Below are 16386 nucleotides of genomic sequence, written 5' to 3' on the forward strand. Positions count from 1 at the left end.
CGTTCGGATGCTATTCCCGCACACGCCTGTATTTTCGGCCGTCTTATCTGAGTGTCGCCACTGATAAAACTCGCTGCAGGTCCGTGGCGATTTCAAAGCCTTTGTATCGGGTGCCTCCCGAGTCGGAGTCATGACAGACGACGTTGTCGTGCTCGGCTCCGGCTACGCCGGGGCGGGTGCGATAAAGAGTCTCGAATCGGAACTCGGCCGCGACACTGACATCACGTGGATTTCTGACGTGGACTACCATCTCGTTCTCCACGAGTCCCACCGCTGCATCCGCGACCCGGCCATTCAGGACAAGGTCACCATCCCTGTCGAAGACATCAAATCACCCAGCACCCGCTTCGTGCAGGGGGAAGTGGTCGACATCGACGCCGATGACCGCGTCGTTACCCTCGCCGACGAGTCCACCGTCGACTTCGACTACCTCCTCGTCGCAATCGGCTCGCGGACGGCCTTCTTCGGTATCGACGGCCTGCAAGAACACGCGCACACGCTCAAGAGCCTCGACGACGCGCTGGGCATCCACGAAGACGTCAAGGAGGCCGCCCGCGAGGCGTCCCAGTCCGACCCCGCACAGGTCGTCATCGGCGGCGCGGGTCTCTCGGGCATCCAGTCGGCGGGTGAAGTGGCCGAGTTCCGTGACGACCACCGTGCCCCCATCGACATCCACCTCGTCGAGGGCCTCGACGAAATCTTCCCGGGCAACGACCCCGAGGTGCAGGGCGCGCTCCGCACGCGACTGGAGGACCGCGACGTGAACATCATGACCGGCGAGTTCATCGGCGAAGTCGACGAGGAGACGGTGTACATCGGCGACGACATCGAACTCGACTACGACGTGTTGCTCTGGACCGGCGGCATCACCGGCCGTGAGTGCGTCGAGGACCTCGACGTGGAGAAAGACGAGCGCAACAAACGCATCCACACCGGGATGAACTTCCAGACGGAGAACGACCGCATCTTCGCCGTCGGCGACTGCGCACTCATCGACCAACCCGGCGAGAACCCCGCGCCGCCGACGGCAGAGGCCGCGTGGGAGGCCGCCGACCACATCGGCAAGAACATGGCCCGGGCCATGCGCGGCCAACCGCTGGACGACTGGACGTTCGAGAGCAAGGGCACCGCCATCTCCGTCGGCGAGGACGCCGTCGCCCACGACGTGTCCTACGCCGGCATCGGGTTCCCCATCGACACCTTCGGCGGGTTCATGGCACGGAACCTGAAGAAAGCCATCGCCGCCCGCTGGATAAACTCGGTTACCGGCCCCGGCCGCGCGCTGAAGGCCTGGCCGGATATGTAGTACCTTTTTACTGCGTCGGGTGTCCTCGGGCGGCTTCGCCGCCCTGCGGGCACCCCTCCTCGTAAAAAGCTACGCTAAAAACTCCTCGACGCTCCCTCCGGTCGCGTCGAGTGAACCGCGCTCGCCTTGCTCGCGCGGATGCTCACTCTCCTTCCAATATCCTGCCTTCGAAGTAGAGGTACGCACCGCCGATAAGCGCGTAGAGGAGACCGTAGCCGGCGAACAACAGGTCGTCCTGCGTCGCGCCGAGTGCGGCCTGCAGGAGGCCGAGGCCGACCATCGCGGTCCCGACCAACCGCCGCAGTCGCTGTTTCTCCACGAGTCTCACCCTGTGCCGGTCATTCGATGCTGAGTCCCGCGTGCCACGCTCCGGCACCCGATTCCTCGACGCGTTCGTCCATCTTTGCCAAGAGGTGGGTGGCGAGGCTCGCGGTCTCGGCGGCCCGCCGTTCGCCCTCGGTCCGGAACTCGCCGGTGACGCGGTTGGCGTAGACGGTACAGACGGCGCCGGCCCGCAGGCCGTAGACGTTCGCGAGCGTCAGGATGGCGCTGGCCTCCATCTCGAAGTTGATGACGTTCGCCGCGCGCAACTCCTCGACCAACTCTTCGCTCCCGCGGGCCTCGAAGTCCTCGAAGCCGGGACGGCCCTGCCCGGCGTAGAACGAGTCCGTCGAACAGGTCAGGCCGACGTGGTAGTCGTAGTCTAGGCGCTCGGCGGCGGCCACGAGGGCGGCGACGACGGCGTGGTCCGCGACCGCGGGGTAGTCCTCGCGGACGTACTCCTCGCTGGTCCCCTCCTGTCGGACCGCACCGCGCGTGATGACTAGGTCGCCGACGCTCGCCTCCTCGCGGATAGCCCCACAGGACCCGACCCGTATCAGCGTGTCCGTACCCACTCGGGCGAGTTCCTCGACGGCGATTGCCGCGGACGGACTCCCGATGCCGGTCGACGTGACCGAGATGGGTGTGCCCTCGTAGGAACCGGTCGCGGTGCGGTACTCGCGGTGGCTCGCCACCACGTCGCTGTCGTCCCACTCGGCGGTGATTTTCCCGACTCGTTCCGGGTTGCCCGGGAGGAGGGCGGTGTCGGCCACGTCGCCCGATTGGACTTCGAGATGGTACTGTTGGTCGTCGTTCGGGTTCTCGCTCGCCGCGTCGTCGGCGGCGGTACTGTCGTCGGTCATTTTCCGAGTGTCTCCGCGTCGATGGCGTTCGGGAGCAAGTCGCCGAGTCGGTACTCCGTGGTCGTCTCGCCTTCGTCACAGACCACGGGGAAGTCCGGGCCACAGAACTCGGAGAGGGTCTGTCGACACATCCCGCAGGGGGTCACGCCGTCGCGCTCGCTGGAGGTGACGGCCAGCCGTTCGAACGACCGAACGCCGCGTTTGACGGCCGCGGCGACGGCCACCTCTTCGGCGTGCAGGCTGTTGCTGTAGTTCGCGTTCTCGATGTTACAGCCCGTGTACACCGTGCCGTCTCCCGCACGGAGTGCGGCCCCGACCCGATACTCCGAGTACGGGGCGTGTGCGGCGTCGAGCGCGTCACGCGCCCCCTCGACCAGTTCGTCCATACGCTCCGGGACGGCGGCCGCTGTAAAATAGCCTCGCCACCTCAGACCGCGTCGATTGCCCGCTCGACGGCCCCCGTCGCCTCGGCGACGAGCGCGTCCACGTCGTCGCTCTCGGCGTAGAGACGGAGGTACGGCTCGGTTCCGCTCGGCCGGACGAGGACCCACGACGCGTCCGGAAACGTCAGCCTGACGCCGTACTCCGTCGAGACGGACGTGTCGGGGAACTGCTCGGGGAGGGTCGTCTCCAACCGGTCCATCGCGGCGGCCTTCGACGCGTCGGGACAAGCGAGACTCGTCTTTCGGTACGGTCGCTCCGTCACCGCCGCGCGGAGGCCGTCGATACCCGCCTCGGCGACGAGTCGGGCGATAACGGCGGCACTCACCACGCCGTCTATCCACTCGCCGAAACGGGTGTGGAGGTGTTTCCACGGTTCGGCGGCGAACACCACGTCGGTCCCGCCGTCGCCGCGCTCGCGGGCCGACGCGACACCCTCGTGAAGCGCGCCGAGGCGGACGCGTTCGGTCCGGCCACCGGCCGCCCCGACCCGCTCGTCGATTCTGCCGGAGGCGTTCGGCGTCGTCACCACCACGGGGTCGGCGGCGTCGCTCGCCCGGACGTACCGCTCGGCGAGGATTGCCAGCACGGTGTCTTCGTGGACGACTGCCCCGTCGCCGTCGACGACGACGATGCGGTCGGCGTCGCCGTCGTGGCCGATACCCAGTGCGGCGTCACTGTCGGCGACGAACGCCCGCAGGTCGGCGAGCGTCTCGGCCGTCGGTTTGCTCCCGCGGCCGGGGAAGTGCCCGTCGACGTTGGCGTTCAGTGCCGTCACGTCGCCGCCGAGTTCCCGGAGGACCTGCGGCGTCGCCAGCCCCGCCATCCCGTTGCCACAGTCGACCGCGACGGGGAGGCCGTCGAGTGGTGCCCCGAACGTCCCTGCGTACTCGACGACAGTCTCACGGTAGTCGGCCAGCACGTCGAGGTCCGTCACACTGCCCCACTCGTCCCACGCCACGGGCGAAGTGTCCGCGTCGACGCGCTCCTCGATGGCTCGTTCCGCGTCGCTGTCGTACTCTTGGCCGTCGACGAAGAGTTTGAGGCCGTTGTCGGCGGCCGGGTTGTGACTCGCCGTGACCATCACGCCGCGACGGCCCTGCGAAGCGTACGCGAGTGCGGGCGTGGGCAATTGCCCGGTGCGGCGAACCGTCGCACCGCCACTCTCCAATCCGGCCTCCACGGCCGCCGCCAGGGCCGTCCCCGTCTCCCGGCCGTCGCGGCCGACCACGAACTCCTCGCCGTCCACGGCGGCCGCCCGGCCGACAGCGAGCGCGAGGGCTGGCGTCACGTCCTCGCGGGCCGAACCCCGGATGCCGGCGGTCCCGAATAGCTCCATGCGTGTCACTCCGGGGGCTGTCACTTAGATGCTGCCGGTCGAGACGTGACCGACCTACAGTTCGACGCCGGAGGGTATCAAGGAGTGTTGGCGGAGCAGGCTTCCCTCGTTGTCGTAGACCAGAAGCGTCCGTTTCTCCGTCTCGAAGGCCGTCTCGCCGTCCCGGGTGAGGACGACCCTGTAGCACCCTTCCGCGTCGCTCGTCGCCTGTCCGTACTCGCGTGCGGCGTCGACGAGGTCAGCGACGGTCGTCGCGTCGGCGTTGGCTTCGAGGACGAAGTCGCCGGTCATCCGGTCTGTAACGCTGAACACGCCTGTCGCCTCGTCCGCTTCGACGCGGGTCTGATAGCGGAAGGCGACATCGACGTCCTCGTCGGGTGTGAGGCGCTGTGTGAGGACATCGCTCGGCCCGTCGAACTCGATGTGTGCCACCGGCTGGTCGTCGTCCCCGTGTGTCTCGACTGTGAGGGTGAAGTAGTCGCGCCTCATTCGGTACGTCTATCTACGGCTTCGGTAGCAATGAACGTAACGCCCGTGTGAGTAATTTCCACGGGTCGGGTGCGTGGGTTTTTACCGCCACCGTTCGTGACCGTGGCGTATGAGCCTGATTAAGTCGGAGTACGCCGAGGAGTTCGCCGTCGTGTTCGCGTGGGTGAGCGCGCTGGTCCCGTGGTCGGTGACGGCGGCCATCGGCAGCATCCAAGGCGGCAGTCTCGTCCAGATACACGCCCCCTTCGTGGTCGTCCGCTTTCTCTTCGACATCGACGTGCCGGGGCCGAACCCGCTGGTGATGCTCCCGTGGGAGTCTATCTCGTTCTACGCCGGGGCACCGGGACCGATACCCTTCGTCCTCTACACCGCCTCGACGTGCGTCATCGCGCTCGCGCTCCTGCTGACGCTCGCCATGTGGGGACTCGAAGACCAAGTCGCGGCGGCACGGTTCGACGAAGTCCGAGCCGTCGGTGGCCTGCTCCTCGTCTCGGCAGTCCTGCTCACGCTCTCGGCGGCCGTTCTCACCCTCGGTGTGCCCGTCGACGCCGTCGTCAGCACGTCGTTCGTCGGCGTCGTGATTCCAGTCGGTCTCCTGTTGCAGTACGTCTTCGCCTACGTCCTCCTCACCGTCGACCGCGCCCCCGCGTGACCGGCGAGAACGACAAGACCTAACGGTCGGACCGTCCCCCCAACGAACAGATGCGAGACCCGACCCCGACGCTCCGGCGAATCAAACGACCACTACTGTACGTCATGTCTGCAGTCTACGTCGTCGCAGGAATCCTGCACTTCGTCGTTCCCGGACTGTACGCACAGATAGTCCCGCCGTGGCTCCCGTGGCCCGTCGGCCTCGTCTACCTCTCGGGCCTCGCGGAAATCCTCGTCGGCGTCGGACTCCTGATACCCCGCACGCGTACCATCGCGGCGTGGGGCCTCGTCGCGCTGTTGGTCGCCGTCTTCCCGGCAAACGTCTACATGGCGACCAGCGGCGTGGTCATTCAGGGCGCGCCCGGCCCGATTGCCGACCCGTCACCGGTCGGCCGCTGGGCACGCCTCCCGTTGCAGGCCGTCCTCGTCGCGGTGGCGTGGTGGTACACGCGACCGCTGCCGACCGAGCGCGAGTGAGCCGCCGGACTCGCCCACCCTAAACGACTGCCGACTTTAAGTACGAGCGGTTGCTACCCAAGACAAGTGCGGTTAGTCGAGCGGCCCGCCGGAGAGCATGTCACGACAAGACACCACAGGCGACGACGTGACGCCATCGAGTCGCGCCGGGAGCATCGGTACGTGGCTTTCGAGAGCGGCCGAACTGCTCTCCGGGTCGACCGTTCCCGTCCAGAACTACGACCCGGACAGGCACGAGCGACTGCTCTCGTTCGGCGGCCTTCCGGGATTCGACGAGGTGGACCGCTACTGGCTGAACGCGCCCTTCGCGTTCGTCTCCATCAACTACAGCCACGAGGACGACAAGTACCGCTACCACGTCGTCGAACCCGGCTTGGACGAACTGGAGGCGGAACTGCTCGACCGGTTGCTCGAAGACATCCGCGAGCCACTCCTCTACCGCTCGGAAGTGGCCGCGGACCCCGAGCAGGCACTCATGGAGGAGTTGCAGACGCGGTTGGAGGAGTACGGCGTCGAAATCACGCTCGAAACGTACTACCGCCTCTACTACTACCTCTACCGCCGGTTCCACGGGTACGCGAAGATAGACCCTATCATGCACGACCCACACGTCGAGGACATCTCCTGTGACGGGCCGGGGTTGCGCATCTTCGTCTACCACGACGACTACACCGACGTCGAGACGAACGTCGTCTTCGAGCAACAGACGCTGAACGACTTCGTCATCCAACTCGCACAGCGGTCCGGCCAGCACATCAGCGTCTCCGACCCCGTCGTCTCCGCGACGCTCCCGACCGGGTCGCGTATCGAACTCGCCCTCGGCGAGGAGGTGACGCCCCGTGGCTCGGCGTTCACCATTCGGAAGTACGCCGACGAGCCGTTCACCCCCATCGACCTGCTCGAATACGGGACGGCCAGTCTAGACATGCTCGTCTACCTCTGGCTGTGTATCGAGAACAACCGGTCGCTCATCTTCGCGGGCGGGACGGCGGCGGGCAAGACCACCTCGATGAACGCCGTCTCGATGTTCATCCCGCCGCGCTCGAAGGTCCTGACCATCGAGGACACCCGCGAACTCTCCCTGTATCACGACAACTGGCTCTCGTCGGTGACGCGCGACAGACTGGACGACGACAGCATCACGATGTACGACCTCCTGCGGTCGGCACTGCGGCACCGCCCGGAGTACATCGTCGTCGGTGAAGTCCGTGGCGAGGAGGCAATCACCCTCTTTCAGGCGATGAACACCGGGCACACGACGTTCTCGACGATGCACGCCGACAGCGTTCAGACGGTCATCAACCGACTGGAGAACGAACCCATCAACGTCCCGCGGCCGATGGTCCAGTCGCTGGACGTTCTCGCCGTACAGGTCCTCACGCAGAGCGAGGGCGAGCGCGTTCGGCGGATGCGGACGCTGGCCGAAATCGAGGGCATCGACCAACGGACGGGAGAACTTGACTACGCGAACACGTACCGGTGGACGGCCACGGGCGACCAGTTCACCCAGAACCAGAGCGGACTCCTCCAAGAGATACGCGAGGACAGAGGGTGGAGCGAGTCCGACCTCCGCCGAGAGATTCGCGACCGCAAACGGTTCCTGCAGTACCTCAAACAGGAAGGTATCGGCGATTACCGGCGGTTCACGGCGATGGTCAACAAGTACTACGCAGACCCCGGAGAGGTCATGGACCGCATCGACGACGCGGACGTGACGGTCACGGAGTAGTATGGCGTCGCCGCTCGTCTTCCTCCCGTTTCTCGTCGCGCTCGGCCTCGTCGGCGTCCTCCTCGCCGCCAAGACGACTGCCCGCGTCGGGACGGTGTTCACCCGCATCGCACTGATACTGTTCAACCGGTTCGTCTCCGGGGACCGGCCGGAGCGCGAGCGACTGCTCGAAGCCGCGTACATCCCGGAGACGTACCGTGCATACGCGGCCAAGAGCTACCTCCACGCCGTCGTCCTCAGCGTCATCGGGGGGATTCTTGGCGGGTACGCCATCGCCGGGTTCATCGTCGTGATTCCGGCAGTCGGCGACTTCCTCGCTGGCCTCCCCCGAGCGATGACGGCCGCGCTCGGGAACCCGCGGACGTGGCGACTCGACTTGCCGACGCCGGTGTTCTACACCGTCGCAATCGTCGGCGGCCTCGTGGCCAGCGCGCTCACGGGTGTCGTGGCGTACGTCCTCCGCTGGCAACGGCTTGAGGGGAAAGCAGAGGTGCGTCGCCGCCACATCAACGAGAGTCTCGCACGGACTGTCGCGTTCCTGTATGCCCTCTCGCGGGGTGGGATGCCGTTCCCGAACGCGATGCGGACGCTGGCGGACAACCGCCGGGTCTACGGGGAGACGGCCGCGGAGGTATCGGTCGCAGTCAGGGAGATAGACCTGTTCGGGACGGACGTCATCAACGCGGTGCGGCGGATGTCACAGCGGACGCCGAGCGAGGAGCTGAAGACGTTCGGCGAGAACCTCGCCAGCGTCCTCCAGAGCGGGCAGAACCTCCCGAACTTCCTCAGTCAGCAGTACGAACGCTACCGGGAGGAATCCCGCGAGCGACAGGAGGAGGTCCTCGAACTCTTGGCGACCATCGCCGAAGCGTACGTGACCCTGTTCGTCGCCGGCGTCCTCTTTCTCATCACCGTGTTGCTCGTGTTCGGCCTGACGACCACCGACACACTGTGGATAATCCAACTGCTCGCGTACCTCGTCATCCCGCTCGGCAACATCGGGTTCATCGTCTTTCTCGACCAGCGACTCTCACTGCTTGGCATCGGGGCCGAGGACGGGATGGAACCCGCCACGTCGTTGCAGTCGACTGGTGGCACGTCACCGACGGCCGACGTACAGACGCCCGACGGTGGGCACGCCCCGGGACTCACAGCGAACCTCGAGCGACTCGCGATGTACGACCGCCTCGAACGGCTCCGGCGTGTCGTGGGTCGACCGCTACAGACCGTTCTCCGGAACCCCACCACGCTCCTCTACGTGACCGTCCCCCTCGCTCTCCTCGTGACCGCACTCAGACTCCCGGGTGCCCTGACTACCGTCGGCCCTAACATCCGGGTCCTCGACGACTACCTGCTTCAGGCGGGGCTGGTCGTCATGGGGTCGTACGCAGTCGTCAGGTACGTCCACAAACAACGGCTCCAGCGTATCGAGGAGGCGACGCCCGAGTTCCTCGAACGGTTGGCGAGCCTCAACGAAGCCGGGATGTCCGTGGTCGAAAGTTTCGAGCGCGTGCGTGGAAGTGACCTCGGTGCCCTCTCGGCGGAAGTCGACCGGATTTGGGCGGACATCTCGTTGGGAGCGAACATCGAGGCGGCACTGTCCCGGTTCGGCCGACGAGTCCGAACGACGCCCATCACTCGCTCGGTGACGCTCCTGACGAACGCGATGCGTGCGAGCGGTGACATCGGGAGCGTGCTGCGTATCGCGGCCGACGAGGCCCGGTCCGACTTGCGGATGAAGCGACAGCGGCGGCGAGAGATGTTCACCTACCTCGTCGTCATCTACATCTCGTTTTTCGTGTTCTTGGTCATCATCGTGGCCGTGCAGGAGGTGCTGGTTCCCAGCCTCCCGAACAACGTTCCGACGCCGCCGAGCAACAACCGCCTCGGCGTGAACGCTGGGCAGTTCACTCGTCTCGGCGACGTGAACAAGGCAGCGTACACGCTCGTCTTCTTCCACACCGCACTCCTACAAGCCGTCCTCTCCGGCCTCATCGCCGGGCAAATCGGTGAGGGTCGGCTTCGGGACGGTGCCAAGCACGCCGCAATCATGCTCTCGATTGCGTACGTGGCGTTCCTGATTCTCTCGGGACCGGTCGCCTCCATCGAGATGGGGTCACAGTACCAGAACGACCAGTTGACCATCGAGGCCGCCGAACTCTCACAGGGCGGCTTCATCGTCGTCCACGCGTACACGGCCGACGGCAGGGTACTGGGTCGAACGGGGTATCTCCCTGCCGGCCAGTCCACCGACATCACCGTCCAGTTCAACGAGGAGATACCAGACGATGCGACGGTTGTAGCCGTCCCACACAGAGACACTAACGGCAACCGCGAGTTCGACTACGACGGCGGCGAGGTGGACGGCTACTATCCGCCGGGTCTCGAAAGCGTCCGCGCCGAGGAGCGTATCCAACCCGGCCCCGCACCGCTCGACTCCTCGTAACCCACTTGTCTGCCCGGGCTGAACCGCCGGTATGGACGACGACCCGACGGGTGCCGGGGTCCGCAGGACTTACGAGCGCATCGCCGACCACTTCTCGGCGACCCGCGAGTATCCGTGGCCGGAAATCGAGTCCTTCCTCGACGGGCGGGACACCGGCGGCGTCGGCCTCGATTTGGGGTGTGGGAACGGCCGCCACGTTCCGCCGCTCGGGATAGTGACCGACCGCGTTCTCGCCGCGGACGTGAGCCACGGTCTCTTGGATGCGGCCCGCGAACGACTGCGGGACGAGCCGACGCCCGTCGACCTCCTCCAGGCCGACGCGGCGACGGTTCCGGTGCGGTCGGACGCAATCGCCGTCGCCATCTACGTCGCCACGCTTCACCATCTTCCGAGCCGTGACGCCCGAGTCGGGAGCCTCGACGAACTCGCCCGTGTCCTCGCGCCAGACGGCCGCGCGCTCGTCAGCGCGTGGAGTACCGAACACGACCGCTTCGACGCGACTGTGGGCTTCGACACCACCGTCGACTGGACGCTCCCCGACGGGGAGACGGTGCCGCGGTACTACCACATCTACGACCCCGACGAGTTCCGTACCGATATCGCCGAGAGCAACCTCCAAGCCGTCGAGACGTTCGTTTCAAGCGGGAACTGCTACGCCGTCGCCCGTCCCGCCGAACAATAAGACCCATTAATCGGGGCAGGGTAGTGCCGGGCGCGAACGAGCGCGCCGATGTCTCACGGAGCGACGTGAGTCACGGGGCGCGACTGAGCGAAGCGAACGAGCGCGCCGATGGTCTAGTGGTAGGACCTGAGCCTTCCAAGCTCATGGCCCGGGTTCAAATCCCGGTCGGCGCATTTCTGCGGCGAACACACCGTGAGCCGTGAATGCAACTCGGAGGGATTGGAAGTACGCTACGAGCGAGTGGCGCGAGCGACGTGGAGGTAGTTCAAATCCTTGTCGGCGCGTTATGCGGCGAGCATACCGCGAGCGACAGGACCGAAAACTGCGGAGCAGTGCTGCGGGCATCGGGGATTTAATTGGACGCCGTTCGGTAGTTCGACAGTGATAGGTCCCTCCAGCGAGTACGACATCGACGGCGTCGACTTCACGGACACGAGGTACACCGTCGAGCAGAGTCTGGTTCGGAACAAGTACAAGGCGATGGACAGCGACGGCAACACGGTCCTCCGCGGGAAGCAGAAGCTGTTCAAAGCGAAAGAGGAGTTCCCGTTCACTGACGGTGACGGGACGGACGTGTTCACGGTGAGAGCCGGTGGCGTCGTCGACGTCGCTGGGTCCTACGCGCTCTCGGATGCACAGACTGGCGAGGACGTGGTCGTCCTCGACAACGACTTCAGCATCTTTCAGGACACGTGGAAGATACGGGACGCGGACACCGATGCAGTGCTCGCCGAAATCAGCTCCCGGGGTGCCTTGGTCACGCTGGCGCGCAACAACCTCCCGTTCGGCCAATTCATCCCGCACAAGTACGAAATCACCGACGGCGACGGGAGACACGTCGGCACAATCGACGGACAGTTCTCGATGCGGGACCGCTACGAAATCGAACTCGACGACACGAGTACCGTCCCGAAAGAGCCGATTCTCGCGGCGGCGATGGTCATCGACGCGATTCAGAACCACTAGTTGCGGGCCGCCCGTCGTCGCTTTCGTGAGCGAGCGGCGGCCGGTTACCGTTTGACGCGCTCGTAGGTATCGGAGGTGATTTTGGCCCCGTCACGGCCGGGATAGTATACAGAGAGCCGGCCGTCTCGCTCTGTCGCGGACAGGTCGGGCGGGTTCGTGGTACCCTCGCGGGACGGAGACGTAAACGGTCGGTCACGCGCGGGTAGTGCGGACTCCGACGTGGCTGGTAACTTCGCTTCGGTGTCTCGTTGTGCGGTCCCCGCTAGCGGACGGCGCGGCATGTCTCGCTCGTCGTTCAGCCGGAACGCGGTGGTCAAGTCGAGGTCCGGGAGAATCGACAGCCGACGGCTGACGGCGGCCACCAGTGAGCGGGCACCGCGGGCCACCCGACCGAACACGCCCGTTCCGGCGTCCGGCGCGTCCCCCTCCGACTCCGTCCCCTCGGGAGGTCGCTGACTGGGCATGTTACCCATACGCATAGATGGTCGTGGCGGTACAAAACCGTTGTGACGGGGTGGGGAAACGTTATGTCCCGTCTGTCCGTGTGCCGGGGTAACGTGACGACCGACCACTCGATACTCGGGCGACCGCCGGACGACCGAGTGCAAGTTCTCGACGCCGACGGCCGTGTCAGAGACGGCGCGACGGTGCCCGACATCCCGGACGAGCAACTGGTCGAGATGTACCGCCAGATGTGGCTCGCGCGCCACTTCGACGAGCGGGCCATCAGCCTCCAGCGGCAGGGGCGCATGGGGACGTACCCGTCGTTGGCCGGGCAGGAAGCCGCACAGGTCGCCTCGACGCACGCGCTCAACGACGCCGACTGGCTCCTCTTCCAGTACCGCGAACACGGTGCAGTCGTCGCGCGCGGCCTCGAACCGGAGTACCTCCTCTACTGGATGGGCCACGAGCGCGGCAACGAGTGGCTCGCCGAGAAGAACGTCTTTCCCATCAACATCTCCATCGGGAGCCACATCCCCCACGCGACCGGACTAGCGTGGGCCTCGAAACTGAAAGGCGACGGTCGGGTGTTCGTCTGCCACTTCGGCGACGGGTCGACCAGCGAGGGCGACTTCCACGAGGGGCTGAACTTCGCGGGCGTGTTCGACGTGCCAGCCATCTTCTTCTGTAACAACAACCAATACGCTATCTCCATCCACCGGGACGAACAGACGGCCAGCGACACCATCGCACAGAAGGCGACGGCATACGGCTTCGACGGCGTCCAGGTCGACGGGATGGACCCCCTCGCCGTGTATCAGGTGACGAAAGCCGCCGTGGAGAAGGCCCGTGACCCCGACCCGGACGAGGCTCGGCCGACGCTCGTCGAGGCAGTCATGTACCGCTTCGGCGCGCACACCACCGCCGACGACCCATCCGTCTATCGGGAGGACGAGGAAGTCGAGGAGTGGCGCGAGCGTGACCCGCTCCCCCGGTTCGAGACGTTCCTCCGCGAGCGTGACCTGTTGGACGACGACCGCATCGACGCTATCGAGGCGGACGCCAAGGAGACGGTGGCAGCGTGCATCGACGCGGCGGAGGCCTACGAGCCGGACCCCGACTCGATATTCGAACACGCATACGAGACACCGACACCCCGAGTTCGGGACCAGCGCGAGCACCTCCGCCGCCTCCGCGAGCGACACGGCGACGACGCGCTGACGGAGGAGTGACCGATGCCCGACGCGCCTGCCCCGTACGACCACTTCCGTACGATGGCGACGGCCGACGCTGACCCCGGAATCTACCGTGTCGTCGGGACGAGCGAGACGGCCGTCACGCTGCTGCGAGTCGCCGACGACGACGGGACGCGGCGCGCCACCGGCGACCTGTGCCGGGTTCCCCTGACGACGCTACGAAGGGACTTCGAACCGGCGGCGAATCCGGGTGATGGCGGTCTCGGGAGTTTCGTCCGGGCGATAACGGCCGCGGTCAAATCCGCGTTCGAGCGGTAGCCGCGGCAGCGACCGCCCGTCAGAGTTCGATGCGTTCGACGATTTGGTCTGCGTCCTCTCTGCTGTTGATAGCGACGGTGCGCACGTGGTCGCCGAGTCCCGACCCGCGGAGTTTGGCTTTCAGGAGGTTGTCGACCTGATAGACGCCGGCGGCGTTGTCCATCCGAATCTCGACGAGGACGTCGTTCTCCTCGCCGGGGCGGAGCGATACGTCCCGGATGGCGCGACTGGAGACGGTGTTGATGCCGCGTCCACCGCTCTCGTACGGGATGCGTGAGCGGCCCCGCTCCATGTCGAGTGCGTCGGCGACGCGGACGACACCCGCCTCCAAGGTGAGCGGTTCCTCCTCGACGTGGTGACAGATTATCGCGTGGAGCGTCTCGCCTTTGACCCGGACCTGTTCGCCGATGTCGTAGAACGGGAGGTCCGGGAGGATTCGGTCGAGCAGGTCGGCGGCCAGCGGGATGGAGTAGTACGGGTGGTCGTCGCGGTGGACGACGTGCCCGATGTCGTGGAGTGTCGCGGCCAGTGCGACGATGACAGCCTCGTCCGCCTCGTCGAGTCCCTGTTCGCGCGCGCCGTTGAACTCGACGCCGGCACCCTTGAGCAAGTCGTAGAGACAGAGCGCGCGGTTGCGGACGATTTCGATGTGTTTGCTCCCGTGGTCGTTGTACCGCTTCCGGGTGACGGGGTTGACGTTCTGTGCGTCGAGGTACGCCTGGACCTCCTGGTCCTCGGCCAGGTACGAGAGGACCGTCGCCACCCGCTCGTCCGGGAAGGCGTGGTCGGCGTCCGGGTCGTACACGCGCCCGTCCCCGCCGTCGTCTGCGTCGGTCATACTGGTGAGTGACTCCCAGCAGAAAAAAGACTGCCGGGGAAACTGACACTGGGCGCGGCGACTGCCTTCCGGACTCCACCCCGATATCGAAAATCCGCAACCCTCGTCGGTGACGGGGAGTGCCACACTGCGGTAACCGCCACACGAGCGTGGGGCGTTGCCGGCGAGAACACGGCTCACGTTCTGAAGAGCGACACGATGAGACCGTACACGGTTATTAGCTTGTCCATCACCTGCTCGAAGCGGAGCTTTCGCTTTTCCCACGTTAGCCCATCGAAATCGTCCGCGTCCAGCGTTCGGTAGATTCGCCGTAGCACTTCCCCGACTTTGGCCGGGTCCTCCAAGCCACCCAACTCGAACGTTACGAACGTCCCGACGTCCCCGTCGGGTGTCGTGTCGAGGACGACCCACGCGGGATTGTGCTCGAACCGCTCGATACCCAACGTCTCGTACACTAATTGCTCTGCGTCCCCTTCCGGGCGGATGTAGTTCACGCCCTCCGGGAACGACGCCGGTTTCTCCGGCCGAATCATGCGGTCCACCGCCTCGGTGTAGACGGTCGGAAACTCCCTGATTTCGACGATATGGTAGTCGTACAGGTCCGACACCGGCAACTGCTCGCCGTCGTCGCTCTCCATCGTCTCGTTCGTGGAGATGTAGAACAGCATCCGGCAGTTGGTAGCTCCGCCGCGCACTTATTGATTCTCCAATATGTGGGAGCGCGGGAGAGAGTCCCCGCCGTCGGTCGTCAAATACCGCCGGACGGGACCGCCGGGTCCGGGTTCTCCGTCGATTGAGCGGAGCAAAAGGCCTATATTACGTCTCGGGCTACGGTGAGGTAGAGATGCTTGGTGCGTACATTCCGCTGTTCCCGGGGATGCCGGGACCGCCAGAACTCCTCGTCATCCTGCTCATCGCCATCCTGCTGTTCGGTGCGAACAAAATCCCGGAACTCGCTCGGTCCTCCGGTGAGGCTATCGGCGAGTTCCAGAAGGGACGGCAGGAAGTCGAAGAAGAACTCGAACAGATGAAAGACGGCGACATCGAGGCCGAGGGCGAAGTCGATGCCGACACTACCGCCGAAGGTGAGGTCGGTGCGGACACGTCCAGCACGGCCGAGATGGAGAGTGAAGCCGACGAGACGAGTTCCACGGCACAGGAGTAGCAACCCGCTGTTTTCGTTTTCGACACCCCGAACACTACGATAGCGAGTTGCCACACTCACGGCAGGTGAACGCGAACCGACCGTCGTCGGTGAACGCCATCTCGTGGTCCGTCTCCTCGCCACACGCCGGACAGTCCAGCAGTGCGTCGATTTCCTCCCAGTCGTGACGTGACCCGGGCGCGCCGATTGCGAACCCTCGGACGAGGGCGTCACTCTGATTCCCGCCGGTCTGGTACTCGCCGGGTGCGAACCGGATACACCCGTGTTCTTCGACCGTCACCGTCTCGTCGGGCGTCTCGAACGTGGCCGTTCCCTCGAGGATGTAGAACAGTTCCTCTTGGTCGTGGTGGCGGTGCATGCCGCCGGAGAAGGACTCCCCGGGTTCGAGTTCGAAGTAGTTGAACGCGAACTCCTCCGTCCCGAGGGCGTCGGAGACGGGTTTGCGGACCGAGTGGACTTTCAGCGGGTTGTTCTCGATTCGGACTTCCGACAGCGACACCTTCTCCATAGCCTGTTCTCTCGTGCCGCCGGTATAACGGTTTTCGGGCGAACGGAACCGTTTTTTCCCGCCTTGCCGAACGTCCGACAGGGCGTGTGGCCTAGCGGACAGGGCGAGGGGTTCCTAACCCCTCGATCCCGGGTTCGAATCCCGGCACGCCCGTCCACCTTTTTCTGCGTCGGGTTCGCGCGGAGCGCGAACCTCTCCTTGAAAAACGTG

Annotated in this window: 19 protein-coding genes and 2 tRNA genes; 12 read left to right on the plus strand and 9 right to left on the minus strand. The window is 65.5% G+C overall.

All coding sequences use genetic code 11. The features are described 5' to 3' along the window. Positions 1-130: 130 nt before the first annotated feature. Positions 131-1306 (plus strand): NAD(P)/FAD-dependent oxidoreductase, encoded by a 1176-nt coding sequence (locus MUG95_RS00135; RefSeq protein WP_247009044.1) that lies wholly within the window; start codon positions 131-133, stop codon positions 1304-1306. A 142-nt stretch (positions 1307-1448) separates the two neighbouring features. Here the strand turns inward: MUG95_RS00135 and MUG95_RS00140 are convergent, their stop codons facing one another. The 5 genes from MUG95_RS00140 to MUG95_RS00160 are packed head-to-tail and all read right to left on the minus strand — an operon-like array spanning position 1449 to position 4759. Next, complete coding sequence (locus MUG95_RS00140) at positions 1449-1634, minus strand: hypothetical protein (RefSeq protein WP_247009045.1); 186 nt, start codon at positions 1632-1634, stop codon at positions 1449-1451. Between the two features lie 10 nt (positions 1635-1644). Then, the gene (locus tag MUG95_RS00145; RefSeq protein WP_247009046.1) at positions 1645-2490 is read right to left on the minus strand and encodes a nucleoside phosphorylase; all 846 of its coding nucleotides are present in this window, start codon (positions 2488-2490) and stop codon (positions 1645-1647) included. After that, positions 2487-2876, minus strand: a complete 390-nt coding sequence (cdd, locus tag MUG95_RS00150; RefSeq protein WP_247009047.1) for a cytidine deaminase — start codon at positions 2874-2876, stop codon at positions 2487-2489. Before cdd ends, MUG95_RS00145 begins: the two co-directional genes overlap by 4 nt. 41 nt (positions 2877-2917) lie before the next feature. Next, on the minus strand, positions 2918-4270 hold the full coding sequence (locus MUG95_RS00155; protein WP_247009048.1) for a phosphohexomutase domain-containing protein: 1353 nt from the start codon (positions 4268-4270) through the stop codon (positions 2918-2920). A gap of 54 nt (positions 4271-4324) precedes the next feature. Continuing rightward, complete coding sequence (locus MUG95_RS00160) at positions 4325-4759, minus strand: DUF5793 family protein (protein ID WP_247009049.1); 435 nt, start codon at positions 4757-4759, stop codon at positions 4325-4327. 109 nt (positions 4760-4868) lie between these two features. Here MUG95_RS00160 and MUG95_RS00165 point away from each other — a divergent pair, with 109 nt between their 5' ends. From MUG95_RS00165 to MUG95_RS00195, 7 genes are all read left to right on the plus strand, one after another. Continuing rightward, a complete protein-coding gene (locus MUG95_RS00165; protein WP_247009050.1) occupies positions 4869-5411 on the plus strand; it encodes a DUF7549 family protein in 543 nt (180 codons plus the stop codon). Between the two features lie 50 nt (positions 5412-5461). Next, on the plus strand, positions 5462-5887 hold the full coding sequence (locus MUG95_RS00170) for a DoxX family protein (RefSeq protein WP_247009051.1): 426 nt from the start codon (positions 5462-5464) through the stop codon (positions 5885-5887). Between the two features lie 97 nt (positions 5888-5984). Further along, positions 5985-7616 carry a type II/IV secretion system ATPase subunit gene (locus MUG95_RS00175; protein ID WP_247009052.1) on the plus strand — a complete coding sequence of 544 codons (1632 nt, stop codon included), beginning with the start codon at positions 5985-5987 and terminating at the stop codon, positions 7614-7616. Position 7617: 1 nt separating this feature from the next. Further along, positions 7618-10062, plus strand: a complete 2445-nt coding sequence (locus MUG95_RS00180; protein ID WP_247009053.1) for a type II secretion system F family protein — start codon at positions 7618-7620, stop codon at positions 10060-10062. 31 nt (positions 10063-10093) lie between these two features. After that, positions 10094-10744 (plus strand): class I SAM-dependent methyltransferase, encoded by a 651-nt coding sequence (locus MUG95_RS00185; protein WP_247009054.1) that lies wholly within the window; start codon positions 10094-10096, stop codon positions 10742-10744. 102 nt (positions 10745-10846) lie between these two features. After that, positions 10847-10917, plus strand: a tRNA-Gly gene (locus MUG95_RS00190). Between the two features lie 211 nt (positions 10918-11128). Continuing rightward, entirely contained in the window at positions 11129-11710 is a 582-nt protein-coding gene (locus MUG95_RS00195) for an LURP-one-related/scramblase family protein (RefSeq protein ID WP_247010501.1), read from the plus strand. Between the two features lie 44 nt (positions 11711-11754). Here the strand turns inward: MUG95_RS00195 and MUG95_RS00200 are convergent, their stop codons facing one another. Further along, positions 11755-12183 (minus strand): hypothetical protein, encoded by a 429-nt coding sequence (locus MUG95_RS00200; protein WP_247009055.1) that lies wholly within the window; start codon positions 12181-12183, stop codon positions 11755-11757. 54 nt (positions 12184-12237) lie between these two features. Between MUG95_RS00200 and pdhA the strand changes: the two genes are divergently transcribed. Both pdhA and MUG95_RS00210 read left to right on the plus strand, forming a co-directional pair. After that, positions 12238-13383, plus strand: coding sequence for a pyruvate dehydrogenase (acetyl-transferring) E1 component subunit alpha (gene pdhA, locus MUG95_RS00205; protein WP_372608180.1), 1146 nt, complete (start codon positions 12238-12240; stop codon positions 13381-13383). 3 nt (positions 13384-13386) lie between these two features. After that, the gene (locus MUG95_RS00210) at positions 13387-13665 is read left to right on the plus strand and encodes a hypothetical protein (RefSeq protein ID WP_247009057.1); all 279 of its coding nucleotides are present in this window, start codon (positions 13387-13389) and stop codon (positions 13663-13665) included. A gap of 19 nt (positions 13666-13684) precedes the next feature. On the opposite strand, the gene MUG95_RS00215 is transcribed toward MUG95_RS00210, so the two are convergent. Both MUG95_RS00215 and MUG95_RS00220 read right to left on the minus strand, forming a co-directional pair. Then, positions 13685-14503: an HD domain-containing protein gene (locus tag MUG95_RS00215; protein ID WP_247009058.1), complete on the minus strand. Its 819-nt coding sequence runs from the start codon at positions 14501-14503 to the stop codon at positions 13685-13687. Positions 14504-14679: 176 nt separating this feature from the next. Then, positions 14680-15171, minus strand: coding sequence for a hypothetical protein (locus tag MUG95_RS00220; RefSeq protein ID WP_247009059.1), 492 nt, complete (start codon positions 15169-15171; stop codon positions 14680-14682). A 176-nt stretch (positions 15172-15347) separates the two neighbouring features. On the opposite strand from MUG95_RS00220, the gene MUG95_RS00225 reads away from it, so the two are divergent. Continuing rightward, positions 15348-15668 (plus strand): twin-arginine translocase TatA/TatE family subunit, encoded by a 321-nt coding sequence (locus tag MUG95_RS00225; protein WP_247009060.1) that lies wholly within the window; start codon positions 15348-15350, stop codon positions 15666-15668. 34 nt (positions 15669-15702) lie between these two features. Here the strand turns inward: MUG95_RS00225 and MUG95_RS00230 are convergent, their stop codons facing one another. Continuing rightward, the gene (locus MUG95_RS00230) at positions 15703-16176 is read right to left on the minus strand and encodes a cupin domain-containing protein (protein ID WP_247009061.1); all 474 of its coding nucleotides are present in this window, start codon (positions 16174-16176) and stop codon (positions 15703-15705) included. An 80-nt stretch (positions 16177-16256) separates the two neighbouring features. Between MUG95_RS00230 and MUG95_RS00235 the strand changes: the two genes are divergently transcribed. Next, positions 16257-16329: transfer RNA gene (locus tag MUG95_RS00235), tRNA-Arg, on the plus strand. Positions 16330-16386: the final 57 nt, after the last annotated feature.

It is taken from the genome of Halorientalis litorea (genome assembly GCF_023028225.1).
Taxonomy (GTDB): Archaea; Halobacteriota; Halobacteria; order Halobacteriales; family Haloarculaceae; genus Halorientalis; species Halorientalis litorea.